We start from the raw sequence: 16,699 nt of genomic DNA on the forward strand, positions 1-16,699 counted from the left end.
TGACAAGGCATTCGAGCTTGCAGCTTGCAGCTCAGTTACTGGAAAGCCGATCCCCACGGGCAAACCGCCAGGTACGGATGATTTCCAGTCGGTCGTATTCCGCCAGGTCGCCGGTAAACGGCGCAAACGGCGCCGCCAGCCGCACGATGCGTTGGGCTGCCTGGTCCAGTACCGGCTGCCCGGACGACTCGAGCACCAGCACCTCATAGAGCGAGCCATCACGGTTGATCGACACCATCATCCGCAGGTTGCCGTAGATCTGCTGGCGGCGTGCTTCGTCGGGGTAATTGAGGTTGCCCACCCGCTCGACCTTCTTGCGCCACTCCTCCTTGTACCAGGCGCCCTTGTCGCGCATGGTCGAGGCAGCGTTCAGGCGGTGGATGCGCGGGCGCTTGGCGTACATCTGCTGTTCGTTGGACAGCTCGGCCTCGAGGCTGGCGATCTGGCTCGACAACTGCGAACTGTCGAAATCTGGCGTTGCTGCCGGTTTGGGCTGCGGCTTGCTTTCCTTCGGCTTGGGCTCGACCTTCTGCGCCTTGGGGGCTTGGGTGGCCACGGCGGATTTTTGCGGCGCAGGCGGCGGTTTCACTTCAGGTTTTGCCGCCGGCGGCGGGGTGACCTTGTTGATCTTGCTGTCCTGGAACGGCGCGACCTCGGTAGTGGTGGGTACCGCCTTCTTCTCCAGGGTGCCGCTGCCTTGCTGGTTGGCCTGGGCCTGGAAATCGGCCTTCTCCGGCGGCTTCTCGCTTTTGAAGGTGGCCAGGGTGATGTCCATGGTCTTGCGGATTTCAGCCGGCTTGACCACGGTAAAGCCCACGCCGAGGATCAGCGCCAGGTGCACCAGGGCAGCCAGGAACAGGGTAAAACCAAGCCGGTCCACCGGGCGAACGCGGGGTGGAAGCAGGTCGGCGGGGATGTCGGCGGGCAGCGTCATCAGGTATCCACAGTCAGCTACAAGCTACAAGCCGCAAGCTGCAAGTAAGGGCAGGTTGGTGCAGGCCGGCTTTTTTTGCGGCTTGCAGCTTGAAGCTTGCGGCTGCGCATCATACCCCACTCTGCGCTTTTGCTCCGCGTCGGCGGTCAGCGCGCCTTCAACTGGCGATCAATGGCATCCATCAGCTTGCCACCGATATCGGTGTTGTAGGCCGCGTCGATCTCGCGGATGCAGGTCGGGCTGGTGACGTTGATCTCGGTGAGGTAGTCGCCGATCACGTCAAGGCCGACGAACAGCAGGCCTTTTGCACGCAGGGTCGGGCCGACCTGGGCAGCAATCCAGCGGTCACGCTCGCTCAGCGGGCGTGCTTCGCCACGCCCGCCTGCGGCCAGGTTGCCGCGTGTCTCACCGCTGGCCGGGATGCGCGCCAGGCAGTAGTCGACCGGTTCGCCGTCGATCATCAGGATCCGCTTGTCGCCGTCCTTGATGGCCGGCAGGTAGGCCTGGGCCATGATTTGCTGGGCGCCGAGTGCGGTCAGGGTTTCGAGAATGACCGACAGGTTGGGGTCACCAGCCCGGTGGCGGAAGATCGAGGTGCCGCCCATGCCGTCCAGGGGCTTGAGGATCACGTCGCCATGCTGGGCGGCGAAGGCGCGAATGATGTCCGGGCGGCGGCTGACCAGGGTAGGCGGCGTGCATTGCGGGAACAGGGTGGCGAACAGTTTTTCGTTACAGTCGCGCAGGCTCTGTGGGCGGTTGACCACCAGCACGCCTTCGGCTTCGGCCTGCTCCAGCAGGTAGGTGCTGTAGACGAACTCCATGTCGAACGGCGGGTCCTTGCGCATCAGGATCACGTCCAGTTCGGCCAGCGGGCTGTCCTGCTCTTCGCCCAGCTCGAACCAGCGCGCCGGGTCGGCGAACACGTTGAGTGGGCGCATCCGCGCGCGGGCCTTGCCTTCGGCCTGGTACAGGTCGCGCTGTTCCATGTAGAACAGGCTCCAGCCACGGGCCTGGGCGGCCAGCAGCATGGCCAGCGAGCTGTCCTTCTTGTAGGAGATGGACGCGATGGGGTCCATGACAATGCCGAGGCGAACGCTCATGGGGGTGGTTCCTCTTGGCGGCGGGTAGCCGCGACGAATCGAAAGAAAAGTGGCTCAGGGTGGCGCCGCGAACGCCGCGGGTCAAGGGGCGCGGTAGATGGAATGGCCACCCGGAGTGTGCTAAAAATGAGCTGCAAGCCTTAAGCTACAAGCCTCAGGAAAAAGCCAGCCATGTGCCAGTCCGCCTTTTCTTGCAGCTTGACGCTTGCATCTTGCAGCTCAATTTTTTCTGGTAGGCATCTATGGAACAACCCCTGAAGGTGATGGTGATCGACGATTCACGCACGATCCGCCGCACTGCGCAGATGTTGCTCGGTGAAGCAGGCTGCGAGGTGATCACCGCCAGCGACGGTTTCGATGCCCTGGCCAAGATCGTTGACCACCAGCCACAGATCATCTTCGTCGACGTGCTCATGCCGCGCCTGGATGGCTACCAGACCTGCGCCGTGATCAAGCACAACAGCGCCTTCAAGGACATCCCGGTCATCCTGCTGTCGTCGCGCGACGGCCTGTTCGACAAGGCGCGCGGGCGGGTGGTCGGCTCCGATCAGTTCCTGACCAAACCATTCAGCAAGGAAGAACTGCTCGACGCGATCAGGGCCCACGTGCCCGGGTTCGCCGCGCACGAACAACACGCACCCTGACCACGCCCGAGGTGGCGTGGCTTTTATTTTCCTGATGGGGAAACAGCATGGCCCGAGTTCTGATTGTCGACGATTCGCCGACAGAGATGTACAGATTGACCGAGTGGCTCGAAAAGCATGGCCACCAAGTGCTCAAGGCCAACAACGGCGCTGACGCTGTGGCCCTGGCCCGCCAGGAAAAGCCCGACGCGGTGCTGATGGACATCGTCATGCCCGGCATGAACGGCTTCCAGGCCACCCGGCAATTGAGCAAGGACCCGGAAACCAGCGCAATTCCTGTGCTCATCGTTACCACCAAGGACCAGGAAACCGACCGTATCTGGGCGCAGCGCCAGGGTGCGCGCGGCTTCGTCACCAAGCCGGTGGAAGAGCACGCCCTGATCGCCAAGCTCAACGAAGTGCTGGGCGCTTGACCACCCGCCCCCAAGGCGCGTCGCTGACCGCCTTCGAGCTGTTGCTGGACATCGACCGGCGATGCCGACTGCTGGTTGCCGACCAGCCGCCGCAGGACACGCGCCTGCAGCAATGGAGCGGTATCGGCTTTCGCGTTGCCGGGCAGTGGTTCGTCGCGCCGATGGGCGAGGTGGCCGAAGTGTCGCGCGAGCCACGCAGCAGTCGGGTGCCGGGCGTACAGCCTTGGGTTTGCGGGGTAGCCAACCTGCGCGGCAGGTTGTTGCCGGTGATGGACCTGAGCAGCTTTTTCGGCCTCGGTCCCGCGGCAACGGGCAAGCAGCGGCGCGTGCTGGTGCTGGACCATGAGGACCTGTTCGTCGGCCTGCTGGTGGACGAAGTGCTCGGCCTGCAGCATTTTGCCCTGGATACCCTGGAACTTGCGCCGCCACAGCCGCTGATTCGCGCCGCTGCACGGTTCGTTCAGGGGCATTTCCCGCGTGAGCGCAACTGGGCCATCTTCAGCCCCTTCGCCCTGGCCCAGGCGCCGGGCTTTCTCGACGTGGCGCTATAGGACATTCGAACGTGAACAAGCCGGCCACCAATGTCGCCCCTACCAGCATGACCCCGCGCACGCGCAGCATCGCTCAGATCACTGTGCTGTTCGTGGTGCTGATCCTTTCGATCATCCTGCTGTTCGCCAATTTTGCGTACCTCAACACCCAGTCCAATCACGACAAACAGTACATCGGCCATGCCGGCGAGCTGCGCGTGCTGTCGCAGCGCATCGCCAAGAATGCTACCGAGGCTGCAACCGGCAAGGCGTTGGCTTTCAAGCTGCTTTCGGATGCGCGCAACGATTTCGAGCAGCGCTGGAGCTACCTGCGCGAAGGTGACAAGTCCACTGGCCTGCCAGCGGCGCCCGCCGCCGTGAAGGATGAAATGGAAGCGGTGCGCCAGGACTGGGAAAACCTGCGCAAGGACACCGATATCATCCTGGCCAGCGAGCAGACCGTGCTATCGCTGCATCAGGTGGCGGCGACCTTGGCCGAAACCGTACCGCAGCTACAGGTCGAGTACGAGAAGGTTGTGGAGGTCTTGCTGCAGAGTGGGGCTCCGGCCAGCCAGGTGGTGGTGGCCCAGCGCCAGTTGCTGCTCGCAGAACGCATTCTGGGGTCGGTCAACACGGTGCTGGCTGGCGACGACGCAGCCGCCCAGGCCGCCGATGCCTTCGGCCGCGATGCCAGCCGGTTTGGTCAGGTGCTCGAAGGCATGCTGGCGGGCAACCCGGCGATTCAGGTGACACGCGTCGAGGATGCCGACGCACGTGCGCGCCTGGCCGAAATCGCCGAACTGTTCCAGTTCGTCGCCGGTTCAGTCGATGAAATCCTCGAAACCTCGCCCGAGCTGTTCCGCGTTCGCGAAGCGGCCGGGAACATTTTCAGCCTCTCGCAAACATTGCTCGACGAAGCCTCGCACCTTGCCAACGGCTTCGAGAACCTGGCAGCCGGGCGTACCCTCGATACTGTGGGCGGGTATGTTCTGGGGCTGCTGGCGCTGGCCTCGATCATCCTGATCGGCCTGGTGATGGTGCGGGCAACCCATCGTCAACTGCAGGAAACCGCCGAGAAGAATGAGCGCAATCAGCAGGCGATCATGCGCCTGCTCGATGAGATCGAGGAGCTCGCCGACGGTGACCTGACCGTGACCGTGTCGGTGACCGAGGACTTCACCGGTGCCATCGCCGACTCGATCAACTATTCCGTCGACCAATTGCGCGACCTGGTGGCCACCATCAACCACAGCGCCGAGCAAGTGGCTGCCGCAGTGCAGGACACGCAAAACACTGCCCGCCAGCTGGCCAAAGCTTCAGAGCACCAGGCCGAACAGATCAGCGAGGCTTCCGAGGCGGTGGGTGACATGGTCGAATCGATCGACCGGGTTTCCGCGCATGCCTACGAATCGGCCAAGGTGGCCGAGCGTTCGGTGGCGATCGCCAACAAGGGCAACGAGGTGGTGCATAACACCATCAACGGCATGGACAACATCCGTGAGCAGATTCAGGACACCGCCAAGCGGATCAAGCGTCTGGGTGAATCTTCCCAGGAAATCGGCGACATTGTCAGCCTTATCGACGACATTGCTGATCAGACCAACATTCTCGCATTGAATGCCGCCATCCAGGCCTCGCTGGCGGGAGAGGCCGGCCGAGGGTTTGCCGTGGTGGCCGATGAAGTCCAGCGCCTGGCTGAGCGTTCGTCCTCGGCGACACGGCAGATCGAGGCACTGGTGCGCACCATTCAGGCCGATACCAACGAGGCAGTGATATCCATGGAACAGACCACCGCCGAGGTGGTGCGCGGTGCGCGCCTGGCGCAGGATGCCGGGGTGGCGCTGGCCGAAATCGAAGGGGTGTCGCAGAACCTCGCCGAACTTATCCACAGCATCTCCGACGCCGCCCAGTTGCAGACCTCTTCGGCAGGGCAGATCTCCCACACCATGTCGGTGATCCAGCAGATTACCGCGCAGACCTCCGCTGGCTCCGGCGCAACCGCCGACAGTATCCGCCACCTGGCGCGAATGGCCAGCGAGATGCGCCGCTCCGTGTCCGGTTTCACCCTGCCTGCACCTGCCGAGCGGCACTGAGGAGTCATGATGGCTGCAGCAGTAAGCCCCGAGCGCCACGATACCGTCGCCCTGGCCTGGACCAAGGCGGCCATCCTCGATTGCCTGGGCCAGGCACGCCAGGCCCTTGAGCGCTTTGCCGGGGAGACGGACGATTTGTCCATGCTGGCGTTCGTGGTGGATAACCTGCACCAGGTTCACGGCTGCCTGCGCATGCTCGAACTGCGCGGTGCCACGCGCCTGGCCGAAGAGCTGGAGTTGCTGGCCAGGGCCTTGGCCGAGGGCCAGGTCAGCCCCCGCGGCGACTGCCTGGGCCCGCTGTTCCGCGGCCTTGAGCAACTGCCCTCGTACCTGGAGCGGCTGCGCGGAGCGCGGCATGACTTGCCGTTGGTCATGCTGCCGCTGCTTAACCAGTTGCGGGCTTGCAGGGGGGTAGAGCCCTTGGCTCAAGGCAGCCTGGTCAGTGGTGCGGCGCAGCGCTTTGCAGGCTCGGACGACCTGGCCAATCTAGACCTGTCGCTGGGCAATTGGCGTGAGCAGGTTCAGGCAGGGCCTGGGCGTGACGCCCTGCGTTCGGTGATCAGCGCATTGTGCGACGACCTGATGCGTATCAAGGAGCGTCTGGACCAGTTCGTACGCGGGGATCGTCAGCACAGCGAACAGCTGGACGCCCTGTTGGCCCCCTTGCGTCATGTGGCCGATACCCTTGCGGTCCTGGGCTTTCAGCAGCCTCGGCGGGTCATCATCGATCAGGTACTGGCCCTGCAGGCGTTGGCCCAGGGTGAACGCGTGGCGGATGACGCCGCACTCATGGATGTGGCGGGCGCCTTGTTGTATGTGGAGGCGAGCCTCAATGGCATGGTCGGCCCGCTGGAGCAGGGCGGGCAGGGCGGCTTGCCCGGCTCGGACCTGGCCGAGATTCGCCAACTGGTGTTGAACGAGTCGCTGAACGTGTTGCAGCAGGCCAAAGACCTGATCGGAGATTGCCTGGAGTCCGGTTGGCCGCGTCAGCGCCTGCAACCACTGCCGGGGTTGCTGCAGCAAGTGCGAGGGGCGTTGGCGATGCTGATGCTGCCGGCAGCTGCCGAAGTCTTGGCCGGTTGTGCAGGTTACGTGCACGGCTGGTTGCAGCACCTGGACGTCGAGCCGCCGCCGGAGGAGCTTGACCACCTGGCCGATGCCCTCAGCGCCAGTGAGTGTTACCTGCAATGGCGGGTGGCCGACCCTCTTGCCGATGCCCAACCTTTCCTCGACAGGGCGCGCGCCAGCCTGGCGGCGCTCGGTGTGCGATGCTCGCTTGGCGTCATTGCCCAGGACGGCAGTACCGACGGGGTTGATGACGAGTTGCGCGAGGTTTTCCTTGAAGAGGCCGGCGAGCTGCTGCCACAGATCGAGCGGCACTGGTTGCGCTGGCGCGCTGATAACAGCCTGCGGGATGCCTTGCTGGAGGTGCGCCGGGACTTGCATACGCTCAAAGGCAGTGGCCGGATGGTCCATGCCCAGGCGGTTGCCGAATTGGCCTGGGGCGGTGAGCACCTGCTCAACCGGGTTCTGGAAGGGCGTATGGCGCTGGCCCCGGAGGGTGTGGTGGCCCTGCAGCAGGTCGTGGTTCATTTGCCCGACCTGCTGGCTGACTTTGCCGCCGGCCAGATGCCACAGGTGACCGAGATCGAGCAGCTGGCGAGCCATCTGCATGCGCTGGCGGAAAACGATTCGCCGGCAGGTGCCGAAATCGATGGCCTCGATCCGCTGTTGCTGGACATATTCCGCAATGAAGCGCAGGGCCATCTGGCCAGCCTGGAGGCATTTCTGCAGGGCGCCGGGGGCCATGACACCGATGTCAGCGACACCCTGCAACGCGCCTTGCATACCCTCAAGGGTAGCGCTGCGATGGCCGGCGTTTTGCCGATCGCCGAGCTGGCCACCGCGTTCGACCGGCTGGTACGCGAATACCGGGGCCACCACTTGCCTTTGCAAATGGCCGAGCTGGAATGGCTGGAAGCGGCGCGCGCACTGTTGCACCTGGGCCTCGCGCAATTGGGCAGCAGCCCGCTGGCTCCCATTCCGGGCGCGGCGCAGTTGATCGAGCAGGTCGGTGAGGCCGTGGACATGCGCTTGGCCAGCTTGCATGAGGAGCCGCAGCATGGGCGCCGGGGCAAGCGTGATCCACAGGTGATCGCCAGCTTCCTCGCCCAGTCGATGGACATTCTGCTGGATGCCGAGGCCCTGTTGTCGCGCTGGCAGGAGCAGCCTGGGCAACGCCAGTCGCTGGACAGCTTGCTCGATGAGCTGACCACCCTCTGTCACGGTGCGCACCTGGCCGACCTGAGGCAGATGGACGATGTCTGCGAAGCGTTGCTGGACCTGTATGGCGCGGTGGAAGAGGGCAGCCTTGCTGCTGATGAACGCTTCTTCGCCCAGGCACGGCAAGCCCATGGGGTACTTCTCGACATGCTCGACGAGATCGCTGCCGGCCAGGAACCGTCCGCCCGCCCAGCCTGCATCGACGGCTTGCGTGGCTTGCTGGACGACGCACTGGCACCCGATGCTACCGGCCTGGTGGCACCCGGGTCGGTCACGCGCCTTGATGGTCCCCCGGCGTTGGCCGAAGAGGCCGAAAACCCGGGCGACAAGGAGCTGCTTGAAGTCTTCCTCGAAGAAAGCTCTGACATTGTTGAAAGTGCCGCCGCCGCGCTTGCGCGTTGGCAGGCCGACCCGCGCAACAGCGCCGAGGTGGACAACCTGCTGCGTGATTTGCACACGCTCAAGGGCGGGGCGCGCATGGTGGAAATCGCCGCCATCGGCGACCTGGCCCACGAACTGGAGTTCTTGTACGAACTGCTGGCTGCCGGGCGCTTGCCGCCTGGTGCCCCGTTGTTCGCTCTGTTGCAGAACTGCCATGACCGCCTGGCGCACATGCTTGACGCTGTGCGCCTGGGGCAGCCGCTGCATGCGGCTACCGCGTTGATCGACTACATCCGCAACTTCAGCAGCGCCGCCCTGACCGACAGCGCTGCCGGGCAGGCCCCGGCCGGGGCTGCACCTGCCGACGCACCTGCCGCTACGCCGGAGCGGGCCCCCGGTGACCTGGTCAAGGTGGACGCCGAACTGCTCGATGACCTGGGCAACCTGGCGGGTGAGCACTCGGTCATCCGTGGGCGTATCGAGCAACAGGTCAATGACGCCCAGTTCGCCTTGAGCGAGATGGAAACCACCCTGGAGCGCATGCGCGACCAGTTGCTGCGCCTGGATATGGAAACCCAAGGGCGAATCAGCAGCCGTCAGCCGTTCGAAGGTGACGCCTACGAGGACTTCGACCCGCTGGAAATGGACCGCCATTCCCAGTTGCAGCAATTGTCACGGGCGTTGTTCGAATCGGCTTCTGACCTGCTTGACCTGAAAGAGACGTTGGCCCAGCGCGCGCAGGAGGCGCAGGCCCTGCTGCAGCAGCAGGCGAGGGTGAACAGCCAGTTGCAGGAAGGCCTCACCGCTACGTTGATGGTGCCGTTCGAGCGCCTGGTGCCGCGCCTGCAGAGGGTGGTGCGCCAAGTGGCCAGCGAGTTGGGCAAGCAGGTCGAACTGGTGGTCGGCAATGCCGAAGGTGAGCTTGATCGCAGTGTGCTCGAACGTATGGTTGCACCTTTGGAGCACATGCTGCGCAATGCTGTCGATCATGGCCTTGAAACCCGTGAAGCGCGCTTGGCTGCCGGCAAGCCTGAGCTGGGCACCATCCAGCTGAATTTGCTCCATGAGGGGGCCGATATCGTCATCGAGATGACCGACGACGGTGCCGGCGTGCCGCTGGAGGCTGTGCGGCGCAAGGCGATCAAGCGTGGCCTGCTGGACCCCCAGGCACACCTGAGCGACCACGAGATACTGCAGTTCATCTTGCGCCCGGGGTTTTCCACAGCAGAGAAGATCACCCAGATTTCCGGGCGTGGGCTGGGCATGGACGTGGTGCACGAAGAGGTCAAGCAACTGGGCGGCTCGATGAGTATCGAGTCGGCGCAGGGCAAAGGTGCGCGCTTTCTGATTCGCCTGCCGTTCACCGTGTCGATCAACCGTGCGGTGATGGTCCACCTGGGTGAGGAGCAATATGCCATCCCGCTCAACACCATCGAAGGTATCGTGCGCGTGCCGCCGGCCGAGCTGGCTCTCTGTTACCAGCGGGATGTGCCGCGCTATGGCTATGCTGGCCATGAATACGATTTGCGCTACCTGGGCGAGCTGCTGCAAGGCCTGCCACGGCCAAGCCTTCTGGGCCAGAGCGTGCCATTGCCGGTGTTGCTGGTGCATTCGCAGGAACAGTCGTTCGCCATTCAGGTCGATAGCCTGTCGCCGAGCCGCGAGATTGTGGTGAAGAGCCTTGGCCCGCAGTTCGCCGCCGTGCCTGGGTTGTCCGGCGCGACCCTGCTCGGTGATGGTCGGGTGGTACTGATTCTTGATCTGCTTGGCCAGTTGCGCGGCCAACAGCGTCGCCTGGCGCGGCTGCCGGGGGGAGCGGGGTGCAGCGCACGCTGTTCGGCCCGGCGCCGCGCCGGGCGTCGCTGGTGATGGTGGTGGACGATTCGGTGACCGTGCGCAAGGTCACCAGCCGCCTGCTGGAGCGCCATGGCATGAGCGTGCTTACGGCCAAGGACGGTGTCGATGCCATGGCGTTGCTGGAAGCGCACCGCCCGGATGTGTTGCTGCTGGACATCGAAATGCCGCGCATGGATGGCTTTGAAGTGGCCACCCGCATTCGTCGCGACGAGCGCCTCAAAGACCTGCCGATCATCATGATCACCTCGCGCACCGGGCAGAAACACCGCGACCGGGCCATGGCCATCGGCGTCAACGACTACCTGGGCAAGCCGTATCAGGAGTCGGTGCTGCTGCAGAGTATCGCCCATTGGAGCCAAACCCATGCTTGAGTTGATCGCAGGCCAGCGCAGCAGCCTGACCGGCCTGCTGTTGCCCTTGGGCGACCGAACCCTGGTGTTGCCCAATGTGGCGGTGGCCGAGCTGATCGGCCAGCGCAACCTGGTGTGCCAGCGTGCCGAGCCGGCCTGGCACCTGGGGTGGATCGATTGGCGCCAGCAGCACCTGCCGCTGATCGGCTTCGAGGCAGCGTGCGGTGATGAAACTCCGTGCGGCGAGCGGGCGCGTATCGTGGTGCTGAACGCTTTGGGCGATACCGGGCTGCGATATCTGGCGGTGTTGCTGCAGGACATTCCACGCTCGTGCAAGCTCGACAGCCAGCTCAATTATGTGGATGTGGCGCTGGGTAGCCTGGAATTGGCGGCTGTGCAGGTGGGCGAGCAGGTGGCACGGGTGCCAGACTTGGTTGGGCTGGAAAGGCTGGTGCGTGACGCGCAGTTGCAATGACTGAAGTTGTAAGCTTGCAGCTTGAACCTTGCAGGTGCTTGGGAGGTCTGTGTTTGCATGTATCACGGTGAACGCTTCAACGCTTGGACCCATCTGGTCGGTGCCGTTCTGGCCTGCATCGGCGCCATCTGGCTGATCGTCGCTGCAGGCCTGCAGGGCGACCCCTGGAAGATCGTCAGCTTCTCCATCTACGGCGGCACGCTGTTGCTGCTCTACAGCATCTCGACCCTCTACCACAGCACCCGCGGCCGGGCGAAGGTGATCATGCGCAAGCTCGATCACCTGTCCATCTACCTGCTGATCGCCGGCAGCTACACACCCTTCTGCCTGGTGAGCCTGCGCGGGCCTTGGGGCTGGAGCCTGTTCGGGGTGGTCTGGGGGCTGGCGGTGATCGGCATGCTGCAAGAAATCAAGCCACGCTCGGAGGCGCGGGTCCTATCGATCATCATCTATGCGGTGATGGGGTGGATCGTGCTGGTGGCGGTCAAGCCGCTGTTGCAAAGCCTGGGCACCGCCGGCTTTGCCTGGTTGGCGGCGGGCGGTGTGTTTTACACCGTGGGCATCATTTTCTTCGCATTTGACAGCCGATTCCGCCACTGGCACGGCATCTGGCACCTGTTCGTCATCGCTGGCAGCCTGATGCACTTCGTGGCGGTATTGCTCTACGTGCGTTAAAAATCGCCCCACAGCTGTTGCGCCACCGAAAGGGCCACCACCGGCGCTGTTTCAGTGCGCAACACGCGTGGGCCAAGACGGGCAGCTTGGAAGCCTGCCCCCTTGGCCTGTTCGACTTCGGCATCGCTCAAACCACCCTCGGGGCCAATCAGGAACGCCAGGCGTGCCGGTTTGTCATGACTGGTCAGCGGCTCTGCGACAGGGTGCAAGACCAGTTTCAGGTCAGCATCGCTGCCCTTGATCCAGTCGGCCAAGGTCACCGGTGGGTGGATGATCGGCAGCGTCGAGCGGCCGCATTGCTCGCAGGCGCTGATCGCGACCTGGCGCCAGTGGGCGAGGCGCTTGTCGGCGCGCTCGTCTTTGAGGCGCACTTCGCAGCGTTCGCTGACGATCGGGGTGATTTCATTGGCGCCCAGTTCGGTGGCCTTCTGGATGGCCCAGTCCATGCGCTCGCCGCGGGAAAGGCCTTGGCCTAGATGAATGTGCAATGGCGACTCGGCCTGGCCGGCAACGGCCTGGTCGAGGCTGACGCGCACGGTCTTCTTGCCCACTTCGAGCAATTGGCCCAGGTATTCCTGGCCGCTGCCGTCGAACAGTTGCACGGCAGCGCCGGGGGCCATGCGCAGTACGCGGCCGATATAGTGGGCCTGGGCTTCGGGCAGGTCGTGCTCGCCGAGGCTCAGGGGGGCGTCGATGAAGAAGCGGGACAGTCTCATGGTTCTGCTCAGGAAGAAGGTTGGACATCGTCCTTGTAGGCGCGGCCTTGTGTCACCAAAGGGCCGCACAGTAGCTCCGGTCATTTGGCGGCGCTGCTGATCCTTGGGGCTGCTGTGCAGCCCGTTCGCGACACGAGGCCGCCCCTACAAGGCGTGGCGATTGCTGGTCGGTTAGCCCGGATCGCGGAAGTCGGGGTGGAAGTTTGCCGGTACCGCCACGCTGACGCTGTCTCGCGTGGCGATATCGATGCCTTCACTGGCCACCTCGGCAAGGAAGTCGATCTGCTCGGGCGTGATCACGTACGGCGGCAGGAAGTACACCACGCTGCCCAGCGGGCGCAGCAGGGCGCCGCGGGTCAGGGCATGCTCGAACACTTTCAGGCCGCGGCGCTCCTGCCACGGGTAGGCGACCTTACCCGCCTTGTCCTGGACCATTTCGATCGCCAGGGCCATGCCGGTCTGGCGGATTTCGGCAACATGGGCATGATCGGCCAGGTGCGCAGTGGCGCTGGCCATGCGTGCGGACAACGCCTTGTTGGTCTCGATGACGTTGTCCTGTTCGAAGATGTCCAGGGTCGCCAGGGCCGCCGCGCAGGCCAGCGGGTTGCCGGTGTAGCTGTGCGAATGCAGGAACGCGCGCAGCGTCGGGTAGTCGTCGTAGAACGCCTGGTACACGGTATCGGTGGTCAGGCACGCGGCCAGCGGCAGGTAGCCGCCGGTCAGCGCCTTGGACAGGCACAGGAAATCGGGGCGGATGCCAGCCTGCTCACAAGCGAACATCGTGCCGGTGCGCCCAAAGCCCACGGCAATCTCGTCGTGGATCAGGTGCACGCCATAGCGGTCGCAAGCCTCGCGCAGCAGCTTGAGGTAGACCGGGTGGTACATGCGCATGCCGCCTGCACCCTGGATCAACGGCTCGATTATTACCGCCGAGAGGGTCTCGTGGTGTTCGGCCAGGGTCTGTTCCATGGCTGCGAACATGTTGCGCGAATGTTCTTCCCAGCCCATGCCCTCGGGGCGCAGGTAGCAATCCGGGCTGGGGACTTTGATGGTATCGAGCAGCAGCGCCTTGTAGGTCTCGGTGAACAGCGGCACATCGCCCACCGACATGGCGGCGATGGTCTCGCCGTGGTAGCTGTTGGTCAGGGTGACGAAGCGCTTTTTTGCCGGCTTGCCGATGTTCTGCCAGTAATGGAAGCTCATTTTCAGCGCCACTTCGATGCACGATGAGCCATTGTCCGCATAGAACACTCGGTCCAGACCGGCAGGCGTCATCGCGACCAGGCGCTCGGACAGCTCGATCACCGGCTGGTGGCTGAAGCCCGCGAGGATCACATGCTCCAGCTGGTCGACCTGGTCCTTGATGCGCTGGTTGATGCGCGGGTTGGCGTGGCCAAACACATTGACCCACCAGCTACTGACCGCATCCAGGTAGCGCTTGCCTTCGAAGTCCTCGAGCCACACGCCTTCCCCGCGCTTGATCGGGATCAGCGCAAGCTGCTCGTGGTCTTTCATCTGGGTGCAGGGGTGCCACAAGACCTTCAGGTCACGCTGCATCCACTGATCATTGAGGCCCATTGGCACTTCTCCTGGCGTTACGGCATGTTTGACCGCGTAAGCCTAAGCAATGCCGGGAGGCAGGACAACCGCTGCGGGTCAATGACGACAGGTGCGGGTCCACTCGAGCTTGCGGATATGCACGGTGCCGGCTCTGGAGGTGGAGATGGTCAGGCGTCGAAACGGCCCGGGGAGGTGCTGGTAGCAGGGTTGAGTGCAGAAATGGCCAGGCATGAACTCGGTGTATCCGCTGCCCGAAAGCGTCAGCCAGTAAAAATTGTGCGGGGTCGGGGCAATCCCGTCCCAATCGAAGCCCTCGGTATCCATGAGCATTGTCACATCTTCGAAATGCTGGTCGCTGACGACGTAGCATTCCAGGCGTAGGCTTTCGACTTCCTGGCTGAAGCTGATTTCCACTTCACTCTGCTCGCCAATCACCAGCTCGGTGCCATCTTCACCTTTGAAGGCTTCATGAACACCGGCCCATGAAGTGCCATTGCTGCGGATACGCAAGCCTGAGGGCGTCAGTAACGTTTGTTTGTGCCACAGGAGCTGCCTTTTGATGTGGGCAAAATGCTCCTCATAGGTCATGCGCAGTTCCTTTTGTCGGTTTTTCCAGTCACCCGGACCAGCGTTGCGCAAGGGCAGCAGGCTCGTCTACCGACAAAAATGCCAGTTGCCAAAAGGACTTGATGGCGCTGTGGTGGCAGGGTCGGCATACCTGACGTATTCTTAACGCATCATCTCGGGGCGTCTTTGCCTCTTCCCATTTCTGTAACGTCAACTCGGAGTTCGCCATCATGGCTGCTGCTTGGGTGCGCCTGTGCGCGTTGGTATTAATCGGTGTGTCCAGCGGCGCCGCGCTGGCAAAGGACAAGACACCTTCGGCAATCGTGGTGGGTGGCGGCCTGGCAGGCCTGACTGCAGCCTACGAGCTGCAGAGCAAGGGGTGGCAGGTGACCTTGCTGGAAGCCAAGGCGGGCATGGGCGGCCGTTCGGGCCTGGCCACCAGTGAGTGGGTCGGCAACAGCAAGGCTCAGCCGGTGCTCAACCAGTACCTCGAGCGTTTCAAGCTTGAAACACTGCCCGCGCCTGAGTTCGTACGCACTCCCGGGTATCTGATCGACGGTGAGTACTTCAGCGCCAGCGACCTGGCTACCAGGCAGCCGGCTACCGCCCAAGCCCTCAAGCGCTACGAGAAGACCCTCGATGACCTGGCCCGTTCGATCGATGACCCGCTCAAGCCACAGGCGACCAGTACGCTGTTCGCCCTCGACCAGATGAACGTTTCCACCTGGCTCGACAAGCTGCAGTTGCCCAGCACTGCACGGCAGCTGATCAACCAGCAGATCCGTACCCGCTACGATGAACCGTCGCGTCTCTCACTGCTTTACTTCGCCCAGCAGAGCCGTGTCTACCGCGGCGTCAGCGACCGTGACCTGCGTGCCGCCCGCTTGCCTGGTGGCAGCCCGGTACTGGCCCAGGCTTTCGTCAAGCAGCTGAAAACCATCAAGACCAGCTCGCCAGTCACCTCCATCGTCCAGGACCGCAGCGGGGTCACTGTCAAGGTTGGCAGCGCCAGCTACCAGGCCGATTACCTGGTCATGGCCGTACCGCTGCGTGCCCTGGCCAAGATCCAGATCACTCCGGCCCTGGACACCCAGCACGTCGCGGCGCTGAGGGGCACCAACTATGGTTGGCGCGATCAGCTGCTGCTCAAATTCAAGCAGCCAGTCTGGGAAAGCCGCGCGCGCATGTCTGGCGAAATCTTCAGCAACGCAGGCCTTGGCATGCTATGGATCGAGCCAGCACTCAAAGGTGGCGCCAACGTGGTGATCAACCTGTCGGGTGACAACGCCCGTCTGCTACAGGCCTTCGGTGACAAACAGATGGTCGACCAGGTATTGATCCGCCTGCATGCCTTCTATCCAAAGGCCCGTGGCGCGTTCACCGGTTATGAGGTCAAGCGCTACAGCGCCGACGCCGGGACTGGCGGTGCTTACCTGGCTTTTGGCCCCGGGCAGATCAGCAAGTACTGGCGCCTGTGGGAGCGCCCGGTGCAACGCATTGCATTTGCCGGTGAGCACACCGACGCGCTGTACCCAGGCACCCTCGAAGGTGCCCTGCGCAGTGGCCAGCGTGCCGCCAGCCAGGTGCAGGACCTGCTGGCCGGCAAGTCGTTCGACCCTGTAAAAGCTGCCCCGGTAGCGGCAACTGCTGGGTCGCAGAAGGACAAAGGTGGGTTCTTCTCCAACATGTTTGGTGGGTCATCCGACAAAGAAGACAACGCCGAAAAGGCACCTGCCAAAGCCGAGCCGGTGAAGGCCGAGGAGGCGCGGGTGGACAAGCCTGGTTTCTTCTCGCGGCTGTTCGGCAGCGCTGGCAAGCCCGAAGCCAAGGCTGCTCCGGCGCCTGTCGAGGCAAAAAAGGCCCCAGCCAAATCGGAGCCTGAAACACAGGCCGTTACCCACTCCCAGGCCAAGGCTGGCTGATGGGTGATCGCCTGGCCCTGTCACCGTCAAGCGGACGGCAGGGCCAGGGCTGACAACCTGGAATTACCCGCTATCGTTAATGTTTCCTTAATAGCCAACTCGGACAATTACTATCGGATTTGTCGATAATCCAAAGCAATTTTTTGTGCTTTTATTCGATACGTTACGCGTTAGTCTGTGCATAGCTTTCACGGGGAAA

At 63.4% G+C, this 16,699-nt stretch carries 12 protein-coding genes and 1 pseudogene; 8 read left to right on the top strand and 5 right to left on the bottom strand.

From position 1 onward, the window contains the following. Positions 1–31: 31 nt before the first annotated feature. Entirely contained in the window at positions 32–934 is a 903-nt protein-coding gene (locus tag ACMGF5_RS11150) for a TonB family protein (protein WP_414157783.1), read from the bottom strand. A 146-nt stretch (positions 935–1,080) separates the two neighbouring features. Continuing rightward, positions 1,081–2,034: a glutathione synthase gene (gshB, locus tag ACMGF5_RS11155; RefSeq protein ID WP_039602037.1), complete on the bottom strand. Its 954-nt coding sequence runs from the start codon at positions 2,032–2,034 to the stop codon at positions 1,081–1,083. 242 nt (positions 2,035–2,276) lie between these two features. On the opposite strand from gshB, the gene ACMGF5_RS11160 reads away from it, so the two are divergent. The 7 genes and pseudogenes from ACMGF5_RS11160 to trhA all read left to right on the top strand — a co-directional run bounded on the left by ACMGF5_RS11160 (position 2,277) and on the right by trhA (position 11,735). After that, on the top strand, positions 2,277–2,678 hold the full coding sequence (locus tag ACMGF5_RS11160) for a response regulator (protein ID WP_039602038.1): 402 nt from the start codon (positions 2,277–2,279) through the stop codon (positions 2,676–2,678). 47 nt (positions 2,679–2,725) lie between these two features. Next, positions 2,726–3,091, top strand: a complete 366-nt coding sequence (gene pilH / locus ACMGF5_RS11165) for a twitching motility response regulator PilH (RefSeq protein WP_012312415.1) — start codon at positions 2,726–2,728, stop codon at positions 3,089–3,091. Continuing rightward, positions 3,088–3,642, top strand: a complete 555-nt coding sequence (locus tag ACMGF5_RS11170) for a chemotaxis protein CheW (RefSeq protein WP_046785027.1) — start codon at positions 3,088–3,090, stop codon at positions 3,640–3,642. Before pilH ends, ACMGF5_RS11170 begins: the two co-directional genes overlap by 4 nt. A 47-nt stretch (positions 3,643–3,689) precedes the next feature. Next, on the top strand, positions 3,690–5,714 hold the full coding sequence (locus ACMGF5_RS11175; RefSeq protein WP_239539541.1) for a methyl-accepting chemotaxis protein: 2,025 nt from the start codon (positions 3,690–3,692) through the stop codon (positions 5,712–5,714). 9 nt (positions 5,715–5,723) lie between these two features. Further along, positions 5,724–10,606, top strand: a pseudogene (locus ACMGF5_RS11180) (Hpt domain-containing protein). Continuing rightward, positions 10,599–11,060, top strand: coding sequence for a chemotaxis protein CheW (locus tag ACMGF5_RS11185; RefSeq protein ID WP_204919447.1), 462 nt, complete (start codon positions 10,599–10,601; stop codon positions 11,058–11,060). Before ACMGF5_RS11180 ends, ACMGF5_RS11185 begins: the two are co-directional and overlap by 8 nt. A 57-nt stretch (positions 11,061–11,117) precedes the next feature. Further along, positions 11,118–11,735 carry a PAQR family membrane homeostasis protein TrhA gene (gene trhA / locus ACMGF5_RS11190; RefSeq protein ID WP_161871010.1) on the top strand — a complete coding sequence of 206 codons (618 nt, stop codon included), beginning with the start codon at positions 11,118–11,120 and terminating at the stop codon, positions 11,733–11,735. On the opposite strand, the gene ACMGF5_RS11195 is transcribed toward trhA, so the two are convergent. The 3 genes from ACMGF5_RS11195 to ACMGF5_RS11205 all read right to left on the bottom strand — a co-directional run bounded on the left by ACMGF5_RS11195 (position 11,732) and on the right by ACMGF5_RS11205 (position 14,599). Continuing rightward, positions 11,732–12,451 (bottom strand): 16S rRNA (uracil(1498)-N(3))-methyltransferase, encoded by a 720-nt coding sequence (locus ACMGF5_RS11195; protein WP_046785030.1) that lies wholly within the window; start codon positions 12,449–12,451, stop codon positions 11,732–11,734. The genes trhA and ACMGF5_RS11195 overlap by 4 nt on opposite strands. A gap of 171 nt (positions 12,452–12,622) precedes the next feature. Beyond that, positions 12,623–14,029: an adenosylmethionine--8-amino-7-oxononanoate transaminase gene (locus tag ACMGF5_RS11200; protein ID WP_414157784.1), complete on the bottom strand. Its 1,407-nt coding sequence runs from the start codon at positions 14,027–14,029 to the stop codon at positions 12,623–12,625. 78 nt (positions 14,030–14,107) lie between these two features. Further along, a complete protein-coding gene (locus ACMGF5_RS11205) occupies positions 14,108–14,599 on the bottom strand; it encodes a hypothetical protein (protein ID WP_115273422.1) in 492 nt (163 codons plus the stop codon). A 209-nt stretch (positions 14,600–14,808) separates the two neighbouring features. Here ACMGF5_RS11205 and ACMGF5_RS11210 point away from each other — a divergent pair, with 209 nt between their 5' ends. Further along, on the top strand, positions 14,809–16,500 hold the full coding sequence (locus tag ACMGF5_RS11210; RefSeq protein WP_115273423.1) for a flavin monoamine oxidase family protein: 1,692 nt from the start codon (positions 14,809–14,811) through the stop codon (positions 16,498–16,500). Positions 16,501–16,699: the final 199 nt, after the last annotated feature.

Source organism: Pseudomonas sp. BNK-15 (assembly GCF_047456105.1).
Taxonomy (GTDB): domain Bacteria; phylum Pseudomonadota; class Gammaproteobacteria; order Pseudomonadales; family Pseudomonadaceae; genus Aquipseudomonas; species Aquipseudomonas putida_E.

Excerpts from the sequence above, each read along its gene's own strand:
- ACMGF5_RS11150 (WP_414157783.1), bottom strand. The coding sequence starts at position 934 with ATGACGCTGCCCGCCGACATCCCCGCCGACCTGCTTCCACCCCGCGTT.
- gshB (WP_039602037.1), bottom strand. The coding sequence starts at position 2,034 with ATGAGCGTTCGCCTCGGCATTGTCATGGACCCCATCGCGTCCATCTCC.
- ACMGF5_RS11160 (WP_039602038.1), top strand. The coding sequence starts at position 2,277 with ATGGAACAACCCCTGAAGGTGATGGTGATCGACGATTCACGCACGATC.
- pilH (WP_012312415.1), top strand. The coding sequence starts at position 2,726 with ATGGCCCGAGTTCTGATTGTCGACGATTCGCCGACAGAGATGTACAGA.
- ACMGF5_RS11175 (WP_239539541.1), top strand. The coding sequence starts at position 3,690 with ATGACCCCGCGCACGCGCAGCATCGCTCAGATCACTGTGCTGTTCGTG.
- ACMGF5_RS11185 (WP_204919447.1), top strand. The coding sequence starts at position 10,599 with ATGCTTGAGTTGATCGCAGGCCAGCGCAGCAGCCTGACCGGCCTGCTG.
- trhA (WP_161871010.1), top strand. The coding sequence starts at position 11,118 with ATGTATCACGGTGAACGCTTCAACGCTTGGACCCATCTGGTCGGTGCC.
- ACMGF5_RS11195 (WP_046785030.1), bottom strand. The coding sequence starts at position 12,451 with ATGAGACTGTCCCGCTTCTTCATCGACGCCCCCCTGAGCCTCGGCGAG.
- ACMGF5_RS11200 (WP_414157784.1), bottom strand. The coding sequence starts at position 14,029 with ATGGGCCTCAATGATCAGTGGATGCAGCGTGACCTGAAGGTCTTGTGG.
- ACMGF5_RS11205 (WP_115273422.1), bottom strand. The coding sequence starts at position 14,599 with ATGACCTATGAGGAGCATTTTGCCCACATCAAAAGGCAGCTCCTGTGG.
- ACMGF5_RS11210 (WP_115273423.1), top strand. The coding sequence starts at position 14,809 with ATGGCTGCTGCTTGGGTGCGCCTGTGCGCGTTGGTATTAATCGGTGTG.